The 26,051-nt window shown below is 52.1% G+C and carries 16 protein-coding genes; 9 read left to right on the top strand and 7 right to left on the bottom strand.

All coding sequences use genetic code 11. The annotated features are described in order from the left end of the window. Positions 1-58: 58 nt before the first annotated feature. The 4 genes from MHN31_RS19905 (at position 59) to MHN31_RS19890 (ending at position 4,057) form a co-directional block, all read left to right on the top strand. On the top strand, positions 59-982 hold the full coding sequence (locus MHN31_RS19905; RefSeq protein WP_239445144.1) for an acyltransferase: 924 nt from the start codon (positions 59-61) through the stop codon (positions 980-982). Between the two features lie 24 nt (positions 983-1,006). Continuing rightward, on the top strand, positions 1,007-1,927 hold the full coding sequence (locus tag MHN31_RS19900; protein ID WP_239445143.1) for an acetyltransferase: 921 nt from the start codon (positions 1,007-1,009) through the stop codon (positions 1,925-1,927). Then, a complete protein-coding gene (locus MHN31_RS19895; protein WP_239445142.1) occupies positions 1,924-3,129 on the top strand; it encodes a mechanosensitive ion channel domain-containing protein in 1,206 nt (401 codons plus the stop codon). The genes MHN31_RS19900 and MHN31_RS19895 overlap by 4 nt, the downstream gene beginning before the upstream one ends. Before the next feature lie 109 nt (positions 3,130-3,238). Further along, positions 3,239-4,057, top strand: coding sequence for a transporter substrate-binding domain-containing protein (locus MHN31_RS19890; RefSeq protein ID WP_125564328.1), 819 nt, complete (start codon positions 3,239-3,241; stop codon positions 4,055-4,057). On the opposite strand, the gene MHN31_RS19885 is transcribed toward MHN31_RS19890, so the two are convergent. Continuing rightward, positions 4,054-6,639: a serine hydrolase gene (locus MHN31_RS19885; RefSeq protein WP_239445141.1), complete on the bottom strand. Its 2,586-nt coding sequence runs from the start codon at positions 6,637-6,639 to the stop codon at positions 4,054-4,056. The two genes, MHN31_RS19890 and MHN31_RS19885, sit on opposite strands and share 4 nt — an antisense overlap. Positions 6,640-6,836: 197 nt before the next feature. Between MHN31_RS19885 and MHN31_RS19880 the strand changes: the two genes are divergently transcribed. Then, positions 6,837-7,340: a DUF6653 family protein gene (locus MHN31_RS19880; RefSeq protein WP_125564332.1), complete on the top strand. Its 504-nt coding sequence runs from the start codon at positions 6,837-6,839 to the stop codon at positions 7,338-7,340. Here the strand turns inward: MHN31_RS19880 and MHN31_RS19875 are convergent. Then, the gene (locus MHN31_RS19875; RefSeq protein WP_125564334.1) at positions 7,325-7,672 is read right to left on the bottom strand and encodes a rhodanese-like domain-containing protein; all 348 of its coding nucleotides are present in this window, start codon (positions 7,670-7,672) and stop codon (positions 7,325-7,327) included. The two genes, MHN31_RS19880 and MHN31_RS19875, sit on opposite strands and share 16 nt — an antisense overlap. A 3-nt stretch (positions 7,673-7,675) precedes the next feature. Further along, positions 7,676-7,864 carry a DUF2892 domain-containing protein gene (locus tag MHN31_RS19870; protein WP_010386970.1) on the bottom strand — a complete coding sequence of 63 codons (189 nt, stop codon included), beginning with the start codon at positions 7,862-7,864 and terminating at the stop codon, positions 7,676-7,678. 114 nt (positions 7,865-7,978) lie between these two features. Here MHN31_RS19870 and MHN31_RS19865 point away from each other — a divergent pair, with 114 nt between their 5' ends. The 3 genes from MHN31_RS19865 to MHN31_RS19855 are packed head-to-tail and all read left to right on the top strand — an operon-like array spanning position 7,979 to position 12,703. After that, entirely contained in the window at positions 7,979-8,287 is a 309-nt protein-coding gene (locus MHN31_RS19865; RefSeq protein WP_010386968.1) for a metalloregulator ArsR/SmtB family transcription factor, read from the top strand. Next, positions 8,284-11,610, top strand: coding sequence for an efflux RND transporter permease subunit (locus MHN31_RS19860; RefSeq protein ID WP_239445140.1), 3,327 nt, complete (start codon positions 8,284-8,286; stop codon positions 11,608-11,610). The genes MHN31_RS19865 and MHN31_RS19860 overlap by 4 nt, the downstream gene beginning before the upstream one ends. Beyond that, positions 11,603-12,703: an efflux RND transporter periplasmic adaptor subunit gene (locus MHN31_RS19855; RefSeq protein ID WP_125564338.1), complete on the top strand. Its 1,101-nt coding sequence runs from the start codon at positions 11,603-11,605 to the stop codon at positions 12,701-12,703. The genes MHN31_RS19860 and MHN31_RS19855 overlap by 8 nt, the downstream gene beginning before the upstream one ends. Here MHN31_RS19855 and MHN31_RS19850 read toward each other — a convergent pair. After that, positions 12,666-13,343 carry a nitroreductase family protein gene (locus MHN31_RS19850; protein WP_010386962.1) on the bottom strand — a complete coding sequence of 226 codons (678 nt, stop codon included), beginning with the start codon at positions 13,341-13,343 and terminating at the stop codon, positions 12,666-12,668. The genes MHN31_RS19855 and MHN31_RS19850 overlap by 38 nt on opposite strands. Before the next feature lie 252 nt (positions 13,344-13,595). On the opposite strand from MHN31_RS19850, the gene MHN31_RS19845 reads away from it, so the two are divergent. Continuing rightward, a complete protein-coding gene (locus MHN31_RS19845) occupies positions 13,596-14,261 on the top strand; it encodes a fumarylacetoacetate hydrolase family protein (RefSeq protein WP_239445139.1) in 666 nt (221 codons plus the stop codon). On the opposite strand, the gene MHN31_RS19840 is transcribed toward MHN31_RS19845, so the two are convergent. From MHN31_RS19840 to MHN31_RS19830, 3 genes are read right to left on the bottom strand one after another with little or no spacing between them, the layout of a single operon-like run. Further along, positions 14,251-15,534, bottom strand: coding sequence for an MFS transporter (locus MHN31_RS19840; protein WP_239445138.1), 1,284 nt, complete (start codon positions 15,532-15,534; stop codon positions 14,251-14,253). The two genes, MHN31_RS19845 and MHN31_RS19840, sit on opposite strands and share 11 nt — an antisense overlap. After that, the gene (locus MHN31_RS19835; RefSeq protein WP_239445137.1) at positions 15,531-19,652 is read right to left on the bottom strand and encodes an amino acid adenylation domain-containing protein; all 4,122 of its coding nucleotides are present in this window, start codon (positions 19,650-19,652) and stop codon (positions 15,531-15,533) included. Before MHN31_RS19835 ends, MHN31_RS19840 begins: the two co-directional genes overlap by 4 nt. Positions 19,653-19,663: 11 nt before the next feature. Then, a complete protein-coding gene (locus MHN31_RS19830; protein WP_239445136.1) occupies positions 19,664-26,050 on the bottom strand; it encodes a non-ribosomal peptide synthetase in 6,387 nt (2,128 codons plus the stop codon). Between the last annotated feature and the right edge of the window lies 1 nt (position 26,051).

Genomic DNA, 26,051 nt, shown 5'->3' with positions numbered 1-26,051 from the left:
ATATGGTCTGAGTGCACTGTCATACGGACCATCATCAGTCGTAGTAAAGGAACATTGCATGTCGCTAATCCGCCAGGTGCTGGGGTTATTGTTATACGCCATTAATACACTGGTTTGGTTTATCCCCATTTTTCTGATGGGCGTGATCAAACTATTACCTATTGCGCCACTGCAAAAAGTGGCCAGTCGCATCGCCAAAGGGTGCGCCAGTTTATGGGTTGCCGGTAATAATCTTAACCAGTCTGTTATTTCACCGTATCGTCTTAATGTGTCAATGCCAGAGACGATGAAAGCCAAAGACTGGTACCTGGTGATTGCCAATCACCAGAGCTGGGTTGATATATTGATCTTGCAGCGGGTATTACATCGTAAGATCCCTTTTCTGAACTTTTTTCTGAAAAAAGAATTACTGTATGTACCTGTACTTGGGTTGGCCTGGTGGGCCCTGGATTTCCCGTTTATGAAGCGCACCAGTAAAAGTCAGTTGAAGAAAAACCCTAAGCTGCGAGGCAAAGACGTTGAAACGACCCGAAAGGCGTGTGAGAAATTTAAAACCATGCCTGTAAGTATTGTAAACTTTGTGGAAGGGACGCGTTTTACCGAACAAAAACACGCACAGCAGCGCAGTCCATTCCAGCATTTGCTAAAACCCAAAGCCGGCGGGATTGCGTTTGTGATGCAGGCAATGGGAGAGCAGATCAATCAGGTGGTGAATGTTACCATTCATTATCCGCAGGGGACCCCCAGTTTTATGGACTTTGTCGCGGGTCGCGTTGGCGAGGTCAATGTACTGGTTGAGCTGATGCCAGTGAGTGCAGATCTGATTGGCGACTACAGCAATGACAGCGAGTTCCGGGTACGCTTCCAAAGCGAATTGAATCGGCTGTGGGGGCAAAAAGACCAACAGTTAGTCGACTTAGTTGCGCGCCATGGCAGTCATCAGGTGTCCGCCGAACATCACGAAAAGTCGCAGCAGTCCTGATAAAAAGCGGGTGAAGGAGGTGGCATGTTGAGAAAGTTTTTACCAGCCTGGTTAGCCGGGGGAACTGCAACGATGATACTACTGGCGAATACGCTATTGTGGGGTATCATCGTGTTTGCGCTGGGGTTGGTGAAGTGCGTTTTGCCACTACGTGGTGTTTCAGACATCCTACATTGGGCTTATAAAGGCTGGTGTCGGGGCAACCGTTTGGGGCTCCAGCTGGGCTGTCCTGATATCACCCTGAGTATACCCGATCACATGAGCAATCAGGCCTGGTATTTACTGGTTGCGAACCATATCAGCTGGTTGGATATTGTGGTGCTGAGTGCGCTCGACCGGTTACCTGCTCCGAAATTTTTTCTTAAAGACGAGCTCAAATACGTGCCTCTGATTGGCACCGGTGCATGGGCACTGGGCATGCCTTTTATGAAACGGGCAAGCAAGGCGAAAATTGCCAAAAACCCCAAGCTCAAAGGCATGGATGTTGAGCGAACCCGACACAGTTGTCGCCATTTTCGACAGCACCCGACAACGGTTATCAACTTTGTGGAAGGTACGCGCTTTACTGCGCAAAAGCATCTACGTCAGGGAGAGGCTTTTCATTATTTGCTTAAGCCCAAAGCCGGTGGCGTTGCGTTTGCCTTGGAGGTGTTGGCACAGCAACTGGACGGCCTGCTCGATGCCACCGTGATTTATCAAAGCCCGGATCAGCATATTTGCCGGAGCTTTATGTCCGGTAAGTTGCAACGTATTGAGGTGCGGATCCAGTTGTTGTCTATGACAACCGTACCTCAAGGGAACTATCAGACAGACAAACAATATCGGATTGCTTTTCAGGCTTATCTCAACCAGTTGTGGCTCAACAAAGATGCACAGCTGATAGCGTACTGGGAGCAGCAGCAAGCCCAAGGGGCTGTGTGTGGCGAAGAGGTGAAACAGTTATGAAGGTGACACACCTTAGTGAAGCGCTCACGCCCTGGCTTGGTGTAACGTCGCACAGTGGGCTGTTGATATGGAGTACCAACTTACTGGCGCTGGTGATATTGCTGCTGGTATTTTGGTTGATCCGCCAATGGCTCTTGCCACGAGTACAGCAGTTTCTGGGTGCCTACTCCAACTCAAAAATCGGCTTTTTGGCACCTCAGCTAAGTAAATTCAGCGGTCGCTTTTCAATGGTGGTGTGTACGCTATTGTTTATCGCCTTCAAAGAAGCCTTGTTTCTGGCGCCACAAGGTTTATTCAATGTATTGAGTGTGGTGTCTCAGGGGCTCCTAATCATCAGTATTGGTTTTTTGCTAAGTAGCCTGGTCAACATTGTGAACGCGATTTATGAGCAACAGCCATTCGCTAAAAGTGTGCCGATTCAGAGCTTAGTGCAGGTTAGTAAATTACTGATTTTTATTGTTTGTGCCATTTTGGTGATCAGCTTGGCCATCGATAAATCGCCAACCTATATTTTGTCTGGATTTGGTGCCATCGCTGCGGTCACGCTGTTGGTGTTTAAGGACACCATTCTTGGGCTGGTGGCCAGTATTCAAATTGCAGCCAACCGCTTGCTGGCAACGGGTGACTGGATCCAGGTGGATGCATTTGGTGCGGACGGTGAGGTCATTGAGGTTGGCCTGAATACAGTGCGCGTACGTAACTGGGATAATACGGTCACAACAATTCCAACCTATAAAATTATCTCTGACTCGTTTAAAAACTGGCGCGCCATGCAAGAGTCCAGTGGGCGACGGATCAAGCGCGCAATCTACCTTGATTTTGATTCTATTCGCTTACTAAGTCAGGATGAGCTGACTGCGCTTGGTCAGGCGTTACCTGAGGTTGCTGCGCTGATACAAGACACTACTGCGCAGCGGTGGAGCAATGTCTCTGTGTTTCGTCGTTATGCCGAAACCTACCTGAAGGCACATCCTCAGGTAAATTCGGATTGTCTTTGTATGGTACGAGAGCTGGCACCGACACAATATGGTCTGCCGGTAGAATTATATTGTTTCAGCAGGGACAAACGCTGGGTGCAGTATGAGCATTTACAGGCTGATGTGCTGGACCACGTCTTGACGGTGATGCCATATTTTGGGCTGCGACCCTACCAGGTTATTTCAAGTCATCAAAACGAAATAAATCACAAAAAACCAGAGTAAGCTGCAAATCCTTGTGTTATCTTAACGATTCAGACTTTATCTTTTTATGACATATTTGTGACATGGAGACGAGTTAGGTTGCTGAATTGCCCAAGAGGTAGGTAGTGCAATGAAGTATTTTGTAGCAATCATGCTGGTGATGAGCTTGTGTTCAACAAAACAGGCCTTGGCAGACCATGAACAAATTCTGGTAGCGATCGACCACGCTCCCCCTTACAGTGCCCTGGATGATAAGGGTAACGCACGAGGGTTAATTCTCGATATTCTTAATTACATTAAACACCACAGTGATGAAGACATCGCTGTCAAAGCCGTTCCTTGTCCTTTTTCTCGTTGTATTCGAATGCTGGCACAGGGGGAAGTCGATGTGATGGGTGGACTGATCAGAACGCCAGATCGTGAACGTCAAATGGCATTTGTGACGCCTCCTTATATGGCTTTATCTTCTTCCTTTGTTTTTTACAGTCATCAACATAGTCAGATTGAAGTACGTCGCTATGAAGATCTCATTGGTAAGCGGATTGCAGTAATGCGCGGTGCAGCGTTTTTCCCTCGTTTTGATCAGGACAGTCGTCTCGATAAGGTTGAAGTACCTTCTGAACGTACTGCTGTAGATTTGGTGCTAAAAGGTCGGGTTGATCTCGTGATTGCAGTAGAGGATACGGCTGATCTGGCCATGAATGTGCTTGCTCAGCCCGCGCACCAGCTAAGAAAAATGGACTATCGTCATACTCAGGTGATTTATGGGCACATGGCGATGAGTCGTGCATTTGCACAAAGCCATGTGGGGCGCGAGTTCACTGAACATATGCAGCGAATGGCAAAAAACAAAATCCTGGACAAGTTGGTTGCGCCTTATCAATTGCCAGCTATCCCGCCTCAGCTGTTATCAGAAGAGACGGGGAGTACACCAAAAAATACCTTTTAACGTGCGGTATGCGGCTCCTTCATGAAGCTGTAACTGAATGCCTGCACCAGCTGCGCGATGTCGTCATAAGCCTGAGCACTGGTGTCGTTCCCTGAATCTGCATTGGTCAGCAGCACAAAACCGCGCTGATGGCGCATATCTCCATATATCTGGGTGAGTACACCCGGATCTTCCCCGCTGTGGTAGATTTTGTCGCCATCGAGCCCCCAGAAGAAACCTCGCTCTACCGAGATACTCGGGACATTGGTTTGTGGGCTCAACATGGCTGCTATGGCACGTGCTGGGATGCGCTGTTCTCCATTGAGTTTGCCCTGTTGCATGGTGGCAATTAGAAAATTGCCCAGATCGTGTGCGGTAGAAATCGCACTGCCTTCACTGTAGGTGATGTTGCCATAATCAGGCAAAGGGAGCAGCTGTTGCGTGTCTGGGTGGTGAATGTAGCGGTGCACCACAGATGTTGTTGGTTGTGCAATGCCCCATTCACTACGCTGCATCGCCAGTGGGGTGAAGACATATTCCTGGGTTAACTCCGACAGGGTTTGTTCACTTGCCTGCTCTGTGACATAAGCTGCCAGTGCAGCACCGATATTGGAGTATACGGCGGCTTCATTATTGCGCAGACCAAAGCGACTGACAAAATTGTCAGTGTGATAGTGGCTGCCGGATTGTGTCAGGTAAGCGGCGAAGAAACGGTCGAGGTTGGTGTTTGCAGGTTCTTCACACACAGACTGCTGGCTGAAGCGATTGTACAAACTGCTACCGTCGGCATGCACAAAGTAATTACAGCGATAGACTGCCTCGACGTCCATGATGCCGCTGGTGTGGGTGATCAACTGCCGTAACGTAATGGGCTGAGCTAGTGGTACGCCAAAGTCGATAGAGAAATTCAGGTAATGCTCCACAGGCGCATCGAGATCAACCTGTTGTTGCTCAACGGCTTGGGCCAGGGTCGCCCCCAGCAGTGTTTTACTCACCGAACCCAGATAGAAGCGACTATGTACGTTAACCTCCGTGCCCTGTTCATCCACATTGCCAAACCCCTGCTGATAGACCGACTGGCCGTCGTGAATAATATTAACGGCCACGGCGGGAATATTCCCCTGTTGCTGAAGCGCCCTGAGCTGACGTTCAAATTCTCTAATGGTGAGTTGAGGTTTGGGGTCTTTACCCAGTAAAGTCAGTGCATGATCATAGCTTTCAAACCGGCCGCTTTCGAGTGCATGCATGGAAAATGCAGGTACTGCGATATCAGGCTGGATACCGCGTTGTTCATATAAATTACCCTGTGCATCCCGGTAGACTTCATTTGAGAGCGATATTTGCCAGCCATTGGGTAAGGTGAAAAAGCGTTTATCCGACAAGGCGCCAGATGTTTCTTCTCCGAGCAAGGTCACGTGTGGCAGATGCATCATGGCCATAGCCAGAATTTCGCCAGCGTTGATGGTCAGTTGGCTGGTGAGCAAATAAATGGGCTTGGTATACGCATCGGGGTGAGTTTGCAAAGACTGGCTGAACAATACGCCCTGGCCTGCCTGGTTCAGAGCCTGTTTATTAAATGCCAGGCGTTTGCTGGTATTGAAGCGGGAAGCAATAGCCAGAGCAATGGCATCATCGCCGCCAGTGTTGTTGCGAATGTCCAGGATCAACCCCTCAGTATCGGCCAGCTCTGCCATAATGCCATCAATCAGCACATTAGCTGCGTCGAGATGCTCAGTTTCATCCGCCTCTGCGTTGCTACTGAAGTGCGCGAGGTTATTGATCACCAGTACACCAATGTTGTTTTTGGTCTTACCCCATAGCAGGGTTTTTTCCTCTTGCTCAGCCGGAAAGCTGCCCATACTGCCAGGCTCCAGATATTGCTGAGTAACTTGCAGTGAGTCCAGAACCAGCTCTGAAAAGACCTGTTCATCGGTCAGTTGCATGTTATAGCGTAGGTAGTAACTGGCTGTGCCCCGCGCTGCGCGCAAAATAGGCGCATCTTTCATCACAAAATAGGGGCGGCTAGGGGTTCTGGCAACCGACACATGACCATCGGCAAGGGGGGCAATCATTTCTGTTAACGCCTCAAATAAATCATCGTCAGACATCGCATCATGGATTCGTGGGCGGTAATGGTTGTATTGCGCCTGCCAGTCCATGTCGCGCAGCGCAAAAAAGGCGTAATAATCGTTAAACGCATGCCAGAAGTATTCAAACACCTCCGTAGGGCTGGCTTGTGTATCAACGGATAAGGGCGACTGACAGGCATCGGGGAGTGACGCCTGTGGATCATAGATATGCGGATAGACTTCGCCCGCATAAGTCAGTTGTAGCTGTCCCGTGTTCCTGAGCTTAGCCTGGGTTACCTCAGGAGCAGAGCTCAGTGGCAGGGTACGTTGTGCCACTTTGATACAGGCATGAGTGTTAAATTCATAACGTTGCATGCGATCTGCGCGGATATCAAGTATTTCACCATAGGCGGTTTTCTGCCAGACCCCCGGGTGCTTTTGTAATGCCCCGCGATGATCCTTGCTGTCGCCGCAGCCACTGAGCACGGCGCTGACAATCAATCCTGAGGTGAGCAGAGAAAAGCCTTTGAACATGACTGTGTCCTTAACTGAATAACCCAAATGTGTTGTTGTAGTGTGGCCAGTGTAGGGGCTGAGGGATGCCGGCGCTGTAAGCGAGTTGCGCCAAAGGGTCAGAAAATGTACCCGGCCATTGACATTTTTAAACAGAGGGTAACGCCGACTCTGGCTACACTGGAGGAGAACTAAACTGATCGTATGAGGTTGAAGTGATGCAACGAACTGCTGCGAAGTATTTCGCCATGAGCGAAGAAGTGTGGGCGCGCCATGCCAACCCCTGGAGTGTCTGGAGTCGTTATTCTTGTTTGCCTTTGTTGATTGCGTGTCTGTGGTGGCGCGACTGGCTGGGAGTGGCTTTTTGGCCGCTGCTGGTAGGACTGTTACTTTGGGTGTGGTTGAACCCAAGGTGTTTCAGTAAACCCAGAGACACCCATAATTGGGCGTCGCAAGCCGTATTGGGAGAGCAGATCTTAATTTATCAGTTGGAGCGAGTGCCACTGGTGCATTATCAGGTGATTAAAATCATCATGGCGCTGCTAACACTGAGTACCCTGGTATGTGGTATTGGCCTGTGGTTTCAGGAGGCCATCAGTACCAGCGTCGGCGCACTGGGGGTGATCCTGAGCAAGACCTGGTTTCTTGATCGGATGGTCTGGCTGTATCAGAGTGTGGCCCGCACAGATGCCGAAATAGCGGCGCGTCAGGCAAAGACCTGACACACCTCATCGACTTTACAGGTGATCACGCTGACATTCTGGTAGCCAATGCGGGTGAGTTGCTCTGCGGCAAACACCGCCCGGCCGCCAGCGGCACAGTGCAAGTACAGAGGTCGACCTGGATCTTTCTCGACAGAGGGTAACTGAAACTCCAGCACGCCACGGGGAATATTCATTGCCCCCGGGGCAGCTTTTTCCTGATGTTCCTGAGGCTCTCGCACGTCAATCAATAAGCCCTGATTGGTGGCCATTTCTGCTTTGGCCTGTTGTGCGCTGATACAGCGTTGATTAGGCCTGACGGTTTTTAAAATGTCCTGTGGGGATGTCAGCATCCGTTAATTCTCCATTCCAAGTTTTTTGAGTAAGGTCATCATTGGACACCAGCCTGTAAAGGCGGATTGGATCAGGTTTAATGCGATAAACACACTCAACCACACCCAGCGCGGATCCATAAACCAGGTAAGTAACAATGACAGTATCAACATACTGCCGGCGATCAATCTGATAGCGGCTTCCAGTCTCATAAGTGTACCTCCCAACTTCAAGTATATGGCAAGATTTAACATTAGCAAGATCTAATATTAGAAATTTCTAATGTTATGTTCTATACTCGCCACATCATTGAGGTGGGGAAAAATATGGATTTACACGCAATGGCCGACAGCGCCGCACAGGCTGAAGCATTACTTAAGATGCTCGCGAATCGGAATCGGTTGATGATCTTATGCAGTTTGCAAAGTACAGAACTCAGTGTCGGTGAGTTGAATGAGCGGGTTCCACTGGCTCAATCTGCACTGTCTCAGCACCTGGCTGCAATGCGGAAAACTGGGGTCGTTGCTTCACGACGCGCTGGTGCTACTGTGTATTACCGCATTGCGGATGACAAGGTGCTGGTGATCCTGCAGCAGCTTTATCAGCTCTTCTGTGCCGACAAGGATACACCATGAATGGCACTGTGGGCTTTACTGAGCGAGCGATACGCCAGAGTCTGACTGGTCGCTTGCCTGCGCTGTTTTTCTTCTTTGCTATGGTGCTGGGTGTACTGGCTTTACAGTTCATGCCGCGGGAGGAAGAGCCTCAGATAGTGGTGCCGATGTTAGATATTCATGTCACGGTGCCCAATACCGCCGCACCCGAAGTAGTGCGTCTTGTCACCACGCCGCTTGAGAAGCTGCTGCTGCAAATTCCGGGTGTAGAACATGTTTATTCGATCACCAACAGTGGCTCCGCCGTGGTTACACTGCGATTTCATGTTGGAGAGAGTCGTGAGCAGGCCATCCTAAATACCTACACGAAACTGTATGCCAATGAGCACCAGATGGCCGCTGTGGTCAGCGACTGGCAGATCCGGCCCATCGAAGTCGACGATGTGCCGATTGTTATGCTGGGCTTATATAGTACCGCACCTCAACAATACAACGATTATGACTTAACCCGATTTGCTCAGGAGATCTCAACGCAGCTGCAGCGGTTACCCGACACCAGCGAGGTCAAGGTGGTGGCTGGACGACAGCGCCAGCTGAATGTCTGGCTGGATGCCACGGCATTAGCGGCACACCAGAGCACGCCGCTGGACGTGTTAACCGCGATTCAAAACAGCAATCAGTTGCAACAGGTTGGCAAGCGCATCGCGGGCAGCAAACAGATTGTACTTGAGTCTGGCGACGTGTTGCGCACTGCCGCGGCGTTGCGCGCGTTAGTGATCACTGTGGTCAACGGGCGCGCCGTGAAACTCAAAGATGTCGCGCGCATTGAAGATGGGCCGGGTGAGCCCGAACAGTACCAGTGGCTGGCGATCAGTGATAGCAGCCAGGATCTGCCACTGGTGACCCTCAGTGTAGCTAAGCAAAAAGGCAGCAATGCGGTATCCGTTGCTGAGCAGGTTCACGCGCTGATGGGCCAGCTGCAAACTCAGCTATTGCCACCGGAAGTCGAGATTAAGGTATTGCGCGACTACGGCCAGACAGCCGATGAAAAGGTCAATGATTTGATGGCCAGCCTACTCTTTGCGGTGCTGACTGTGGTGATCTTTGTCGGTGTCTTTCTTGGCTGGCGACCGGCGATTGTGGTCGGGCTGGCGATCCCGGTGTGTTACGGGGTGACGCTGGCGCTGGACTGGGCGTTTGGTTACACCATTAACCGGGTGACCCTGTTTGCCCTGATCCTCTCGCTGGGTCTGTTGGTGGACGATCCTATCACGGGCATCGACAACATCAGCCGAATGCTGGTGCCCGGTAAACCGCGTCAGCAGCAGGTTGTGAGCGCGATGATGGAGATCCGCACCGCGTTACTGATGTCGACATTGACCATTATGATGGCGTTTCTACCGCTTGCTTACATCACCGGGATGATGGGTCCTTACATGGCCCCTATGGCCTTTAATGTGCCCGTGAGTGTGATTGTGTCAACCGGGGTGGCTTTGTTTATTACGCCCTGGCTGGCGAGCCGCCTGCTGAGCGCCAAACCATCATCAGTAGTGAGCGTGGATAATGGCTGGTATGCGGCATTACTCACGCCTTTGCTGCGCTCGCCACGCAAGGCTAAAGGGGTGTTGTGGGTGATGTTAGTGCTGTTTGTGTTGAGTGCCAGTTTACCTGTGTTTCGGGCTGTCCCACTCAAGCTGTTACCTTATGACAATAAAAATGAAGTTCAGGTGCTGATTGATTTACCGGAGGGCAGCACATTGGAAGCCACCGCGCGTATCACGCGCGCAGTGCAGCAACGCGTTTGGCAAATGAATGAGGTGAGTGCGATTGCCGCCTATGTGGGCCAGCCTTCCAGTATGGATTTCAACGGTATGGTGCGGGGATATTATCGTCGTCACAGTGACAACCTGGCGGAGCTACGGGTGGTGTTACTAGACAAGCGTGAGCGCGCACACCAGTCTCATGCTGTGGTGTTGCGGCTGCGCAAAGCGTTGGCGGAGTTTAATCGTGATGGCACGGTGATCAAAGTGGTGGAAGTGCCACCGGGTCCCCCTGTTATGAGCACACTAACTGCCGAGGTTTATGCTGATCCCTTTATTGCCACGGATACGCACCGCGATGCAGCGCTGAGGCTGGCGGCACGCTTGCGCCAGGAGCCTCATGTGGCGGAAGTTGATACCTCTTTGTCCGCCCCGGTTACATTACAGCGATTTGTGACTGATAAACAAAAAGCGGCGCTCTCCGGAGTGAGCAGCATAGAAATAAACCATACTCTGGCGTTGGTCAGTGGTGGCATGCAGGCCGGATTGTTATATCAGCCTCGTGAGGCTCAGCCGGTGCCGATCACGTTACAGCTGGCTTATTCGGACCGTCAGCATTGGTCGGACTTACTCGCAACTCAGATCCGTGGCAGCAGCGACGTGACTCAGGCGCAAGATAATTTTGGTCTTAGCCGGGCTGCCCGGCCTATGGTGGCCTTGTCTGAAGTCGGGGATATGCACACTTTGATGGCTGAGCCTGCGATTTACCGTAAAGATTTAGCACCAGTCATTTATGTGTTTGCGGAATTAAATGGCCGCACTCCGGCTGAGGTAATCGCTGATGTGGTGGCCGATGAGCAACAAGCGGGTTCCCTTGTGCAGCATGAAGCACAGGTAACGCCCTGGCAGCAACGCACTTTTCTTAGCAGTGGTAGCGGGTTATCGTGGCAGCTGCCTGAAGGCACACAATATCGCTTCAGCGGTGAAGGAGAGTGGCGTATCACCATCAGGGTGTTTCGGGATATGGGCATTGCCTTTGCTTTTGCACTGGCGGCTATATTCTTGATTTTACGCTGGCAGACGGCATCCAGTGCGGTGGCACTGATCATCATGTCTGCCATTCCTTTAACCATGATAGGGATTATGCCGGGCTTTTGGGTGCTTAATCAGTTGGGTGAACGCACCATAGCTGGGTCACCCGATCCTGTCCTGTTTACCGCCACCGCGATGATCGGCATGATTGCACTGGCCGGTATCGTGGTGAGAAACTCACTGATCCTGGTGGAGTTTATTACCCAGGCCCGACAGGCAGGCATGCCACTGGAGGCTGCCTTGATCCGTGCTGGCAGTGTGCGTATGCGGCCCGTATTACTGACTGCGGGGACCACTTTGCTGGGCAATCTGGTGATCATTTTGGACCCCGTATTCAGTGGCCTGGCGCTGTCAATCATGTTTGGCATTGTTGCCTCAACCCTATTTTCTTTACTGGTTGTGCCGGTTGTCTATTACCTGGTGTTCAAAACGCCCGACGATGACAATACACCAGCCCCGATTTCTGATGATTTGGAGACTGCGCATGTCTGATATTCGATGGGTACGTCCGTTGCTGGCGATCGCCTTATTGCTGTTGGCGGTTGCCTGGATGGCTGGATTATTTAACGACACTGTGACACCCGGAGATAAGACCCTGGATAACAGGCCACTCCCTCAGTTGTATGAGGTGGAGCAGCAACTGGTTTATGACGTAGAGCAGATCCCCGGGAGTGTGATTGCCAAACACAATACGGTTGTCGCCAGCCGTGTGCTGGCACAGCTCAAAAGTTTGACGGTGCGTTCTGGTGATACGATCCAGGCTGGTCAGTTGATTGCCACACTGGATGATGCCGATCTGCGAGCACAATTACGTGCAGTTAAAGCGGAGCAACAGGCTAATCTGGCACAGCTAAGCCAGGCACAAAAACAGCTTGAGCGTGCTCTGACCTTGCAGCAAAAAGGTTTGGTAGCGCATAACCAGGTCGATGAATGGCAGACTCAGGTCAATGAGCTGTCAGCCAGAAAAGCCGCCCTGGTGCAACAGCAGGCTGGGGCAGAGGTGGCCTTAGGCTATACTCAGGTCAGGGCACCTATCTCAGGGACACTGGTAGCGCGTCTGCAAGAGCCCGGTGCAATGCTTAACCCGGGCACGCCGCTAGTCTCTATTTACAATCCGGCACAGTTGCAGGTAGAGGTGTCTGTACGAGAGCGGTTGTTGCCGGAGCTGGCGGTGGGGGAGCGTTATCAGATCAGTATCCCGGCCGCGGAAGCCACGCAATATGCCACCATCAGCGAGCTGGTGCCAGTCGCAGATCGCGATGCGCGCAGTTTTACCGTAAAGCTGGATATGCAGTGGATGCAAGGGGTGATACCGGGCATGTATGCTGTATTGAAACTGCCTGGTAACGGACGTCAGGCGATATTGATCCCAACATCATTGGTACAGCATTATGGTCAGCTCAGTAAAGTCGCTGTGTTACATAACGGGCAGGTGCAGAGTCGCTTTATTCGTCTCGGCAGAGAGTATGGTGAGCAGGTTGAAGTCATCAGTGGTTTGCGTGCCGGTGAACACCTGGTGACGGGATCACCGACAGCGTTAACAACGACTACAGAAAAGTCGCAATCTCCTCAAGCGGCTTTTTAACCAGGGCGTGCTCCGGAACGGTTGCGTCTTCTGCTGGATAACCGGCGATCAGTAACATATAGGGTCGCTCGTTTTCTTTATCTCGCTGACAGATCTCGGTCAGGAAGCTCATGGGCTTTGGTGTATGGGTCAGGGTCGCCAGTCCGGCATGGTGCAGCGCCTGGATCAAAAAGCCAGTCGCAATCCCAACGGATTCATGGACATAGTAGTTGGTATTTTTATCTTCGGTGTGGATACCCCCTTTTTTCTGGCTAAAGATGGCGATTAACCAAGGAGCATGCTCCAGATAAGGCTTATCTGCATCGGTGCCTAACGGTTTTAAAGCATCAAGCCATTCTTCGCCAGCACGGCCTTCATAGAAAGCCTGTTCTTGCTGCTCTGCCGCTGCACGGATCTGTTGCTTTACGTCCTGACTGTGAATAGCCACAAAATGCCAGGGCTGATGGTTAGCGCCACTGGGCGCTGAGCCAGCCGTTTTGATGCAGGCTTCGATGATCTCTTTGGGCACCGGACGGTCGCTAAAGCTGCGGATAGTGTGGCGGCGTTTTGCTTCATCCAGAAATGCCGTGGCGCGGCTGAGCATTTCTTCCTGTGGGTACTCAATAAAATCGTTGAGAGGCACGTTCGCATGTTGTTTCATGATTTACCTTTGTCTTTTTTGTTTATATTTTGTTATATCCTGACTGTCTATCCCTTGCAACCAGCAGGCAATTCAGGGGGCTGAGCAATGTAAAGCTAACTGTGAGCTGACGGCAATTTTACTTTACCTTTAATGACTAGAGTAAAAAGGCGACTGTTATTCTTATTGGTTATATTGAACATCAACCGTCAGGACTCTGTCGCTCGGTCAGGATCCGTTATAATAGTGACCCATTTCTGAACGGAGGTCATTATGTATCAGCACTTATGGGAATCAGGTGACGCAGTCGCTCTGGAGGTTGGTAAAGCGGTATGTGTGGGTCGCAATTACGTGGCACATGCCAAAGAGCTAAACAACCCAATACCCGATAACCCCCTGCTTTTTATCAAACCAGCCTCGGCATTTTGCCATTTTCAGTCGCCACTGGTACTCAATACCACGCTGGGTGAGCACCATTATGAAGCTGAGCTCGTACTGCTGGTGGGAGAGACCATAGATAATCACACCCGTGAGCCGTTGCAACACATCTGTGGGATTGCGACCGGGCTGGACCTGACACTCAGGGAGTTACAGAGCAAATTAAAACAACAGGGGCACCCTTGGGAGTGTGCCAAGGCGTTTGATAACAGTTGCAGTGTCACCCCATTCAGAGCCGTAAATGGCCTGGATGAAAACAGTGTGCTGCACTATCGGTTTTGGCAAAATGACGCGCTTAAGCAGCACGGAGACAGCAGCTTGATGATTTTTTCACTGACGAGCTTGCTGACTGAGATCAGCCGATATTTTACCCTGAACCCGGGTGATATCGTTATGACTGGCACCCCACAGGGGGTGGGGGCATTAAACGAAGGCGACACCCTGGCGTTACAGCTCCAGGATGCCCCTCTGTATAGCGCGATGGTTACTGTCAGGCGTTAAGGTCCGCGGAAGCGGGTTCAGCCTCTGGCTCTGTTACTGCAGGCGGGTCTTGCTGGTTGAGCGATGGGCTGAACAGCAGCACGATGCCCAGTAGCGACAAGGCGCCAAGCAGTAACCAGCTCACCGGCAGCGAAACCAGATTCAGTAAAGCGCCTGTCAGTGCGGCACCCAGCATGCCACCCATGCGGGTCGTTAGTGAGCCCAGTGATTCTATAGTAGCTCGCACACTGTCGTCGCACAGTTGATGCTGCAGCTGTAATTGTGCCGGCTGGGTCAGGCCAAAGCACAGGAAGAACAGCAGTAACGCTGCCACAAACCAACTGAGATCAGGTGCCAGTGCCATGGCAACCAAAGCCACCAGCTTAAGTAAGTGGGCAACAGCCATTGCCTGCCCCAGCTTTTGCTTGAGCAGTGTACACAGCTTAGCACTGAGTACCGCGGCGACACCGTTCAGAGCAAAGGTTGCAGCCATGACGGCTGGAAATAACCAGGCCACTGAATCCATATCGACTTGCTCCAGCTGGTGAACAAAGATCGGCCAGAATTTTTCAATACTGGCGCTGACCGGGATCACGATTACCAGCGCAATGAGCAGTTTAGCCAGTGCTGGTTGACGCACTGTGCTGAGAGTGGTGCCAACATGTTGGCTCAGTGCCTGTTTAAAGCGCTGCTGAGCCGGAGATTTGACCTCTTTGACCCAGTGAAAGGTCAGCGGCAGCAGCAAGATAAAGCCGATGCTCGACACCACAAAGATCAGCTGATACATCTGCAAGGTCGACAGCGCAAGGTGATCGCCAAACGCCAGAAACAAAGCGGAGAGCACCGCGGAGGAGGCACCAATCCCATACGCCAGGCCATAGGTCGCGGCGAACCCCTGATTCAGGGTTTGTTCGCCTTCTGCTTCATGAAAGCGCTCCACAAACCAGGCGTTGAGTGTCCCGCTCAGGGTGGCCTGGTTAAGCCCCCAGCAACTGACAGCAATCAGTAAAGTCACAAAATCCGTGGCGATCAGCAATAACAGGTTGGTCAGTAAAGCAAATATCAATGAACAGCAAAATAGTCGGCGACGGCCGAAATGATCGGCCAACGCCCCACTGGGTACTTCACAGATGATGATCACGGCACTCATGACGACCATGGCAATGGCTATCTGGCTGACCACAAAGCCCTGCGCGAGCAGGTAAGGGGTCAGGATCGGCAGCAGCAACATGGCAGCAAACATGGTCAGACCGAGATGAATACCGTAACGCTTACACAATTGTTGTTTGGTCATGCGCGTCGCTCCTGGACCAGGTGAGATTGTGCTGAAGACAACACTTGATTGAAGCGTGTGGCAATGCAATTCAAATCTTCTTCATCGGTCATTATTTCGTCATGGGCGCTGTGCAAGTCAATGTACTCGGCCTGTGGCAGCAAGGTTGCAAAGCCATTGTCGGGTAACGCAAAAGTGGCTTTATATACCGTCGCGACATCAAACACCGGTTCGAACAGGCCTAACGCCTCTGTTGGCATTGCTTCATCGTTGACCCGATTGGCGGTAAAAAAGCTCACCGGGTAGGCGTAAGGGTGGGCAGTCCGGAAGTGACGTACAAAGTCCACAAAAGCACGACCGATTGGCCAGGTTTCCAGGCTTGGGTCGCTGTCCTGTACACGTTGCTCTGCGTCGGCCAGTTGGGTTGCGCTCAGTTGCGGCAGGATGGGGTCAATCAGGAAGCTGTGTGCTACCTCATGACCCATAGACTCCAGATGTCTGGCAACTTCAAGGCTCAGGGCTGCGCCTTCACAGAAACCACCCAGGTAGTAGGGTCCCTCGCTTTGATGCGCAACAATGCGTTCGGCATAATAACGCACCAGGCTCAGTTGGTTGAGGTGGCGACCGGTGAATATTTTCACGTTCTCCAGCGCATGTACCTCAAACTGCGTGCTTAATTTTTCCACCAGGGGATTAAAGCTATCTGCACTGGCCGCTGCGGGGAACAGATGCACAATGGCCGCATCCGCTATTTCTGCGGGGCGGATTAGCCCGGGTTCGAAATGTGGCAACGTTAACACGGCCTGTAGCGCCTCATCATCAGTCATGCCGTTGAACAGATCTCGATTTTGCTGCTCCAGCAGTGCCGCCTGGGTGCGAATGGTGTTGTGCTCTATCAAGAGTTTAGGCGTCAGCTGCCAACCTTCTTTGCTTGCTGCACTGCAAAAGTGCAACAGTCGAATAGAGTCAGCGCCATAATGCATCACAGGTTGCGTGACACACATGCTGTCGATGCCCAGCAGGGATTGCCACAGTGCCAAGAGCTTTCTCTCTGTTGCGCTCTCAGGTTCTACCACGGTATCCGACACCCGTTGCGGCTCAGGTAATCGACGCTTGTCGAGTTTCCCGCTGGTGGTCAGTGGCAGCTGCTCGATGGCGCTTAAGGTATGTGGCTGCATATAGTCGGGCAGCCGCTGATTGAGTGTATCGCGTAGTGTATCAAGCTGCGTGTTGATGTCACCTGCCTCTGCCAGCACCACATAGCCATCAAGCTGGCTGTGGCCTTGGTGTTTGCGTACCACTAAGGCACAATTGCTGACTTCGGGGAGGGCATTGAGATGTTGTTCGATTTCTCCTAGTTCAACGCGGTGACCGCGGATCTTGACCTGCTCATCATTGCGGCCAAGATAAGCCAGTGTGCCATCTGGTTGCCAGTAAACCAGATCTCCGCTTCGGTAATAAGACTGAGGTTGACCAAACACTTTGAGCGTGACGAATTTTTCAGCACTGAGTGTATCGCGATTCAAATACCCCAGCGCGAGGCCTGCGCCGCCAATGTACAATTCGCCGGGACAGCCCAGCGGCAGCAGCTGGCCATATTGACCAATGACAGCAACGGCCCGGCCCTGGATGGGTTTGCCTATGGGGATACGGGTATCCTGACCAGTGATCTCATGACTGGTTGTACAACTGGAGCATTCCGTCGGGCCATAGAGGTTATAAAAGTGTTTAGGTGCGTACTGTGAATTGACCAGCTGATTAACCAGCTCCGGGGTCAGTGCTTCCCCGCCCGAAAGCAGATGCTCCAAAGAAGCAAACAGTGTGGGGTCTTGCTGGAACAGGGTGTCGAATAATGCCCGGGTCAGGAACAAGGTTGAGATCTGCTCCTCACACAACATCTTTTTGAACTCAGTGATCTGACTGAGTAAGTCGCTGTAACCGCAATAGAGGGTTGCACCATTGAGTAAACACATCCAGGTCTCAATGGTCGTGGCATCAAAAGCGGGATTGGCCAGCTGCATCATGCGTGATTGAGACGTGATTTTGATGTACTGACAATCAGCCGTGAAAGACGTGCAGCCGTAATGCGTCAGTAAGGCGCCTTTTGGTTTGCCGGTTGTCCCTGAGGTATAGATGATATTGGCCGGGCTGTGTGGGGTCGTTTCACATTGCACGGGCTCAGTACTCAAAGATGTATTACCCAGGATGTCATCGACATTAAGCAGTGGCAATTGCGCAGAGTCAGCCAGGATCCCGGCTTCTTCAATTAAACTGTTTTGCGTCAGTAGCAGCTCTGCCTGACTGTCTTCAAGCTGATAGGCCCGCCGTGGCAGCGGGTCTTTATACGGCAAAGTGGTGTACGCTGCACCAGCCTTAAGGGTCGCCAGCATGGCGATGACTAACGGAGCATTTCCGGGCAAATGTAGTGCAACTACCTGAACGCCCGGGGCAAATGCCTGGATTTGGGCTGCCAGACGGTTGGTTTCCTGATCTAGCTGCTGATAGGTCCAGTGTCGTTCGGCGCTTTGCAGGGCGATGTGTTGCGGGTATTTGGCAGCGATGTGCGCAAATCGTTCCGTGATAGTCAGGGGAGGTGGGAAGGCGTCAGAATGACCACTGAGCAGGTGTTGTACGTCTAAATCTGACTGGCTAAGTAGCGGTAAGCTAAATAGCGTATCGCGTTCTGTCTCCATACTCTGTGCATAGGCGGTTAAGATCTGGGTATAGAGTGCAGCGATACGCTGGGCATGCTCTTTACTATATAGTGCGCTGGCATAGTTGAGGTTGACCTGAGCTTGATCAGGGGCCAGTTCCAAATGCATAGTCAGGTCAAACTTAGCGGTTACATGTGCATTTGTGTCGGTCATATGCTGCTGCCACAACGCATGTTCAGTGGCGTGCTGAAACTGACTGGAGGTAAACATGGTCTGAAATACCGGGTGACGACTGGTGTCCATGGTCACATCCAGTGCAGATTTAATTTCCTCAAAAGGTAAATCCTGATGCGCCTTTGCTTCATTCACCTGACGTTGTACCAACGCCAGCCAGTCGGCCAGCGTGTGGCTCAGCTCAGTCTGAAGGCGGATTGGCAAAGAGTTTACAAAGTAACCCAGGATCTGCTGACAAGCCTGATTAGGGCGGTTGTCGCTGGGTAATCCTATGGTCAGATCCTGCTGGCCGCTGTATAAGCTCAGAGTATGGAACCAGGCTGCCAGTCCCAGCGTATTGGTGCTGATCTTGTGACGTTTTGCCAGGGCCTGAAGTTGTTCGCTGCTGCCGTCAGGCAGGGTCAGCGTGGCATTAGCCCCAGTGTGGTCAAACACTTTGGGTCTGGTGTGGGCGCAGGGTAAATGTAACGCAGAATGGGCATCAAGTTGGGTTAGCCAGTAGTCTTTCAGTGTCGCAATACGCTGTGCACTCAGGCGTTGTGCCTGCCAGTGAGCGTAATCATTAAACTGTAATGCAGGGGCAAGCGCCGTATCCTGATAACTGGCCTGCAATTCAGTTAAGAACACACCCAAAGACCAGCCGTCAAAGGCAATGTGGTGCCACAATAGATAAAGATAACTGTCTGATTCTGTGCTCAGCCAGGTGGCACGAAACGGGCGTTCCTCGCTCAGTGCAAAAGGCCGGGTAAATAGCTGCTGACAGGTTTCATCCAGCGTGGCCTCATCGCAGTCTTGCTGTGTCAGTTCAAAAGGAGTATCAACCCGCTGTTGCTGTATCTGACCTTGTGCATTGGAGACAAAGCAGACACTGAGTGCACTGTGTCGTTGACTCAGACGCTGTAACGCTTGCTCCATCGCGTCTCTGTCGCAGTCTTTGGCGAGCTTCAACAAGCAGGGAATATGATAGGTATGGGTTTGCTCGCTGATTTGCTGAGAAAACATCATTTGTGTCTGTCCCAGCGTCAGCGGCGCAGCGTGGCTTTCGGCTGCAAAGATCTGTGTTTGCTCAAAGCACAGTCTGCTGTTGATGTTATGGCGTTGCAAATAGTCCAGCAACTGGGTTTTATGAGCGCGGATTGTCGCAACTATGTCCGACTGGCTTACATCACTCTGGCTGGCAAGTTTTAGCTTGCCCTGGTCTTGCCAGACGCTGATCTGTTGGCTTTTCAGGGTGTACATTAACTGGTGCATGGAGAACCTCATTATAATTCCATTTCAAATTCGGCGTCAGGGATGGCTTGTTCAGCCAGCAGCCGATCTACGGCGGCGGCAAATTCGGCCAGCACCGGATGCGTCAGTAGGGTGGCCAGTTCAATACTGACCACAAATGCTTTTTCGCACTCGGCGATTAATCGGGCAGCTTGTACGGAAGAGCCACCTAGCTCGAAAAAGTCATGATTGATATTCAGCTCAGACACGCCGAGCAGTCGCTGGCAGAGTTCGAGCACGGTTTGCTCTGTTGGGGTTTGTGGTGCCCGTTGTTCGACCTGAAACTGATCCAGTTCAGGTTGTGGCAGTTGTTTCAGATCCAGCTTGCCATTTAAGGTCAGCGGGAAGTGACTCACAAACAGCAGGTGTTTTGGTCGCATATAAGGCGGCAGCTGTGCGTTCAGCCAGTTGAGCAAGGTGCGAGACTGTGACTCTGCCACTTGTACTGTGTCGTCCTGATTCAACACACAGTAAGCGATCAGTTGTTGTGCATGACCTTGCACCTGACAGACGACGGCCTGAGCTATATCGGGATGCGCCAGCAGTTTTGCTTCAATCTCGCCCGGCTCTATGCGGTAGCCATTAATCTCCAACTGCTGATCGGTACGTGCCACAAACTGCAGGGTGTCTTTATCGACCCGGCGTACTAAATCACCGGTCCGATACACCTGCTCATGGAGGCGTTGTGAGTCGTGGTGCAGTGTGAGTTCGAAGAAGTGAGCCGCTGTTTTATCGGCATTTTGCCAGTAACCCAGTCCGGTACTACTCCCTGCACTGTGCAGCTCGCCACTGCCACCTGGTGGCACAGGTCGCTGGTATTTGTCCAGTACATACAAACGGCTGTTGCGAATAGCACGTCCTATAGTGACAGGCTGCTGCGGGAGCACCTCGGCCTGGCTGATACAGACACTGGTTTCACTGAGTCCGTATTCGTTGTACAAGGTTTTTGCCAGCGGTATGTGCACCGGATTCAGTGGCGCGCCGCCGACAAACAGCACGTCTAACTCGCACGCCGCCAGCAGATCCGGAAATTGATTGACCAGTACGGTGGGCACGAACGCGACATCGACCTGCTGACGACGCAGGAAATCACATAATCTGGGCACGTCACGACGGATCGCCTCAGGCATGATCTCGAGTCTCGCGCCTGCAGCAAGCGCAGGAAATATCTCTATGATGGACGCATCGAAGACGTATTCTGCATACTGGCTGGCAATCACCTGACGTGATCGACCAATTAAGCGGTGGCTGTACATCATATGTTCTGAGAGATTGATCAAGCCGCGATGGCTGAGCATGGCCCCTTTAGGTGTGCCAGTAGTACCTGAGGTATAAATGAGATAAGCGAGGCGATCAGCGTTGTGGTTAAAGTCGATACAATAAGAGTCGGATTGCGTTTCTGGCCAGTCACGCCAGTGATACAGCAAAGTGGGCACCGTTGACCAGCTTAATGCATCATCACTGAGTAGTAGTGCACACTGTGCCTGCTCCAACAGGGTTTCGCGCCGGGATTGTGGGTGATTAGGCGATAGCGCGACGAATGCCGCACCTGCCTTGAGTGTGGCCAGCATGGCGATGATCATATCGCAGCCTTTGTGAAAATGCAGCGCGACATGGGCTGGCTCAACACCCGGTGTACCCAGACGCTGATGCAGTGTAGCGGCCAGTTGTGACGACAAGCTATCCAGCTCAGCATAACTCAGTTGCTGGTCTTCAAATGACAGGGCGATGTTGTGTGGTGCACGTTGGCAGGCTTGTGCAAAGCAGGCTAACCAGTTTGTCTGTGATTCACTGTACTGCTGAGCCTGTTGGGCAACGAGTGCCTGAAACTGTATGTCACTCAGTAGTGGACAGTCGCGCACCGCGCGTTCCGGTGCACTCACCAGGTTCTCTAACAGTACCTGGTAGAATGTCAGGAATTGCTCGCAACGAGTAGCATCAAAGCGGGTCGTGGCATAGGTGAACTGCCCTTGCAGCTGAGTGCCGTCGTCTTTAAAGACCATATTCCATTCAAACTTGGCCGGGGTATAGGCGTAATCCTCTGGGTTTTCCTGGATCACTTCAAAGCCATTAAATGCCTGATCCATGGGATTGAACTGGTCCAGAGTGAAGAACAGCTGGAAGAGCGGCGATAAGCCACTTTGTCGTTCAACGTTCAGTGCGTCTGCCAATACATCCGCTGACACACCCTGATGACTTTTGGCTTCATGAACCTGTCCCTGCACTTGTGTCATGAGTGCGGTAAAGCTGAGCGTGCTGTCCAAGCGCAGAGGCAGCGCCAGGGTATTAACAAAGTAGCCCATCAGCTCATGACTATCCGGATGGGCGCGGTTGTCGCTGGGGGTGCCAATGACAATGTCATCCCGGTCAGCCCAGAAGCAAGCAGCGAGCTGAAAACTGCTAAGCAGTGTCGCATACAGACTTACGCCCTGTTGTTGTGCCAGAGTGCGTAATGACTGGGTCAGGATATCGGGTAATGTGAAGGTCAGCGCCCGGCCTTGCGGATCATAACTGGCACTGCGGCTAAAGTCGCTTTCCCAGGGAGTCAGGTCTATACCGGCAAACGCCTGCTGCCAGTAAGCCAGCTCAGTGCTTTCATCTTGTTGACTGCGCCAGTGCGCGTAATCCCGATAGGTCAGTGCTGGAGGCGTGATAACTTTGCCAGCCATTTGCTGATCCAGCTCATGAATAAAGCGTTCGACTGACCAGCCGTCAAAGGCGATATGATGAAACACCAGTAGCAGTCTGTAGCTAGGCAAAGGCCCAACGCGTAACTGTGCCACTTTCACCGGAGCAGAAGTGTCCAGTGCAAACGGTGCATTGACAAATTCCTGCAACCCTCTGTCATCATTGCCGCTCACAGCCAGTACCTGACAGGGGATGGGATAGCGAGTTTGGCTAATGTACCAGTGCCCTTGCTCATCCTGTTCGTAGCCTTGTTGTAACACCAAATGTCGGCTGATCACCTGTTGTACCCCCTCCATCAGGGCCTGCTGATGAGCGAGGGAGTCGCAACCCAGCATGAGTGGGATATGATAGGCACCGGCGGTGGTGGCAAGGCGCTCACTTAGTAACATGGCCTGCTGTTGCGGGGTGACGGCGACGCGCACAGTAGGATCAGTGAGCACGGGGATTGGCTCAATATTATGTTGAGAATCCAAGTTAGCCAGCAGCGCAGCGGGTGTCTTATGGGTAAACAGTGCTTTGAGTGTGACCGGCAGTGATAAGGTACGCTGCATTTTGGCAACCAGCGTCATCGCACTGAGTGAATTGCCACCCAGAGCAAAAAAGCTGTCATACATCCCCACTTGCTCCACTCCCAGATGCTCAGCCCACAGTGCACACAGATCTTTTTCCAGCGGGCTTTGCGGCGCGACATAGGTGGTGCTGATGCTGACGTCCAGTGGCGTGAGGGCTCGGGCATCGACTTTACCAGATGGCAGCAGAGGTAAGGTCGCACTACATTGTATTGCCGCCGGGTGCATATAGTCTGGCAGGCGCTCACTCAGCCAGGGTAATAACTGCTCGAGCGTTAGGGTGCTGTTGGTGCCGAGATACGCAACCAGTGCAGGTCCCTGAGCCAGTGTCTGTACTTTCACACAGGCTTGTTCAATGTCGCCATGTTTTAGCAGCACGGCTTCAATTTCGTTGAGCTCGATTCGATATCCCCGGAGTTTGACCTGCGCATCATTACGGCCCATAAATTCGAGGTTGCCACAAGGCAGACGACGCGCCATATCACCAGTGCGGTAGGCACGTCCGGCCGCGGTGGTGATAAAACGTGCTTCGGTTTGTTCTGGCAGATTGAGATAGCCGCGGGCAATACTGTGGCCCCAAATGAGTATCTCACCAGGACAGCCCACTGGCAGCGCACTTAAAGTGTCATCGACGATGTCGATGGTGACATGGCCGAGGGGCTTGCCAATGGCTTTGAGGTTTTGCTGTTGGGCAAACTGGGTATGGACTGTTGCTGTTACCGTGGCTTCAGTGGGGCCATATTCACTGAACAAGCGCTGCTGCCAGGTATCGATCAGACTTTGACTACAAGACTCTCCACCAAAAATCACACGCCGGATGGCGCTGGCCTTACCGCAGTGACCTATGGTCTGTAAATGCGATGGCGACGCTACCAGGTGGGTGACTTCCCGGTCGAGAATTTCTTCTCGCATTGCCAGCGGGTCGTTACAGCTGCGTTCGCTGGGAATGATCAGGCAGGCGCCATTGAGCAGAGTCATAAATAGGGGTTCGACCGAGGCATCAAAAAAGTAAGGCGGTAACCAATAGGTCCGCTCGTCTGTGTCAAATTGATAGACCTCTGAGATACTGCGCACCAGTGCGTCAACATGGCCATGCTCAACCATGACGCCCTTGGGTTGTCCGGTACTGCCTGAGGTATAAATGACATAGGCGAGTTGCTCAGTACAGCGGTGCGGTAACGCATCATCTGCCGGACCTGTTAGCAAGGCCTCTGTTGTGACCACAGGCAAGGCACTCGGCTGCGCCAATTGCTGTGCCTGTGTGGCCAGGTGGGGAAGTGTCAGTAGCAACGCCGCGCCACAGTCGCTGAGAATAAACTGATTACGGCTACTGGCCTGGGTTGGGCTCAGGGGGACATACGCTGCGCCTGCGGCGAGGGTGGCTAAAATAGCGATGACCATCTGTGGGCCACGGACAAACATCAGCGCGACTTTGGGGTCGTCATGATGGGCAATCTGAGCGCGCAGATGAGTGGCCAATATCCTGACTTCCCGAGCCAATGCTCGATAGCTCACCGTTTGTTCCTGGTAGATAAGTGCTGTGGCATCCGGGGTCTTTTCTGCTTGCTCGATAAAGCGTTCATACAGGTGCTCATACACCGGCTTTTCAGCACTCAATACGTTGCTTATGGATTGTGCCTCAGGTACATAATTGTGTAACTGCAAAGGCTGGTGGGGCGCGGCCACACAGGATTCAAGCAAGTGAATAAAGGTTTGACGAAAGGCATCAATGTAAGCATGACTGAAGCGGTTTGGGTTGTAATCAATCTGACCTGAGATAATCTCTTCGCTGTCATCCAATGCCAGCAACAGGTCAACCTTAATAGGCTGATACAATTCTTCATCACTGAGTAGCGGGCTGAGCGCAAAGGGCAATGACAGCGCGGGGTCGAGCTGACTGGCCAGCTTTTGCACACTGAACATGATTTGCAGCGCACTTTGCTCGCGGTCGTCCTGGGCAAAATATTGAACCACTTCGTCAAATGGCAGATCTTGATGTTGCTTGGCCTGATGCAGGTTTTCTTTCACCTGCGAGACCAGCTGCGCGAAGCTGGCTTGTTTATCCAGTTGTGCCCGCAAGGCCAGGGTGTTGACAAAAAAACCAATAATATCCTGCGTCTGAGGATGATCCCGGTTGTCAGATGGAACGCCAAGCAGCACATCATTCTGATTGGTGAAGAGCATCAGAGTGTAATAATAGGCACTGAGCAACACACTAAATGGCGTTGCACTGAGGTTGCTGGCCAGCTGACGGATCTGCGTGCCGAGTGAGTCGGGCAGAGTGAAGTATAGGTTGCTGCCGCGTGTCAGTGGTGTACTCAGCGGCTCACTCAGCGTCTTTGGCAGTCGGGTTGGTAGCGCGCCTTTTAAGTATGTTTGCCAGTAATCATGGGCTTTTTGTTGGTCCAGATCTCGGTGCCAGGCCGCGTAGTCAAAGTACGATAAGGGTGACGTTTGTTGCACAGCCCATAGGGGATCACCCAGGGCCTGGCCCAGCTCAGCAAAAAACAGCTGCATTGACCAGCCATCAAAGGCAATGTGATGCCATAAAAACAACGTGTAAGTGGTTGATACACAGTGATAATGCACCACTCGCATGGGGGCGTCCTGAGTTAGATCAAACGGTGTCAGCACCTGAGCTTTCACCTCTGCTTTGAGTGTCTGGTGATCTGCGCATTCATGCTGCTCTGAGCGCCATATCGTGCTACGAGGCTGGCAATAGAGCAGGTCGTCATGCTCTACAATCTGGCTGTTTAAGATCGGATGACGCACCGTCAAGGATTGAATCGCGTTATCCAGTGCTGCAATATCAACGGGATGCGTGTGCTCAACCAGCATCGGAATATGATAGGCACAGCGCTGTGGCTGCATTCGGTCAACAAATAAGAGTCTTGCCTGGGCATTCGACAATGAAGACAGCTGCAACACAGACCAGTTTAAAAAGGCCTGCTCCGAATGTATCTGATGCTCTTCAAGCAAAGCCAGCAAGCAAGGCTTGTTGGCTTTCAACTCGGCAATCAATTCTGCTGCGACGGTTTCCTCATATCCCAGTGCCAGCGAATTGTTGTCACCCAGCCAGACCCGCAGGCCTTGCGCATGTAGTTTTTGAACAAAAGATAACATA

Origin of the sequence: Pseudoalteromonas sp. McH1-42, assembly GCF_022347845.1 — a bacterium.
GTDB classification, from domain to species: domain Bacteria; phylum Pseudomonadota; class Gammaproteobacteria; order Enterobacterales; family Alteromonadaceae; genus Pseudoalteromonas; species Pseudoalteromonas rubra_D.
The sequence above is the reverse complement of the archived record's forward strand: the minus strand, read 5'-3'. Positions and strand labels throughout refer to the sequence as shown.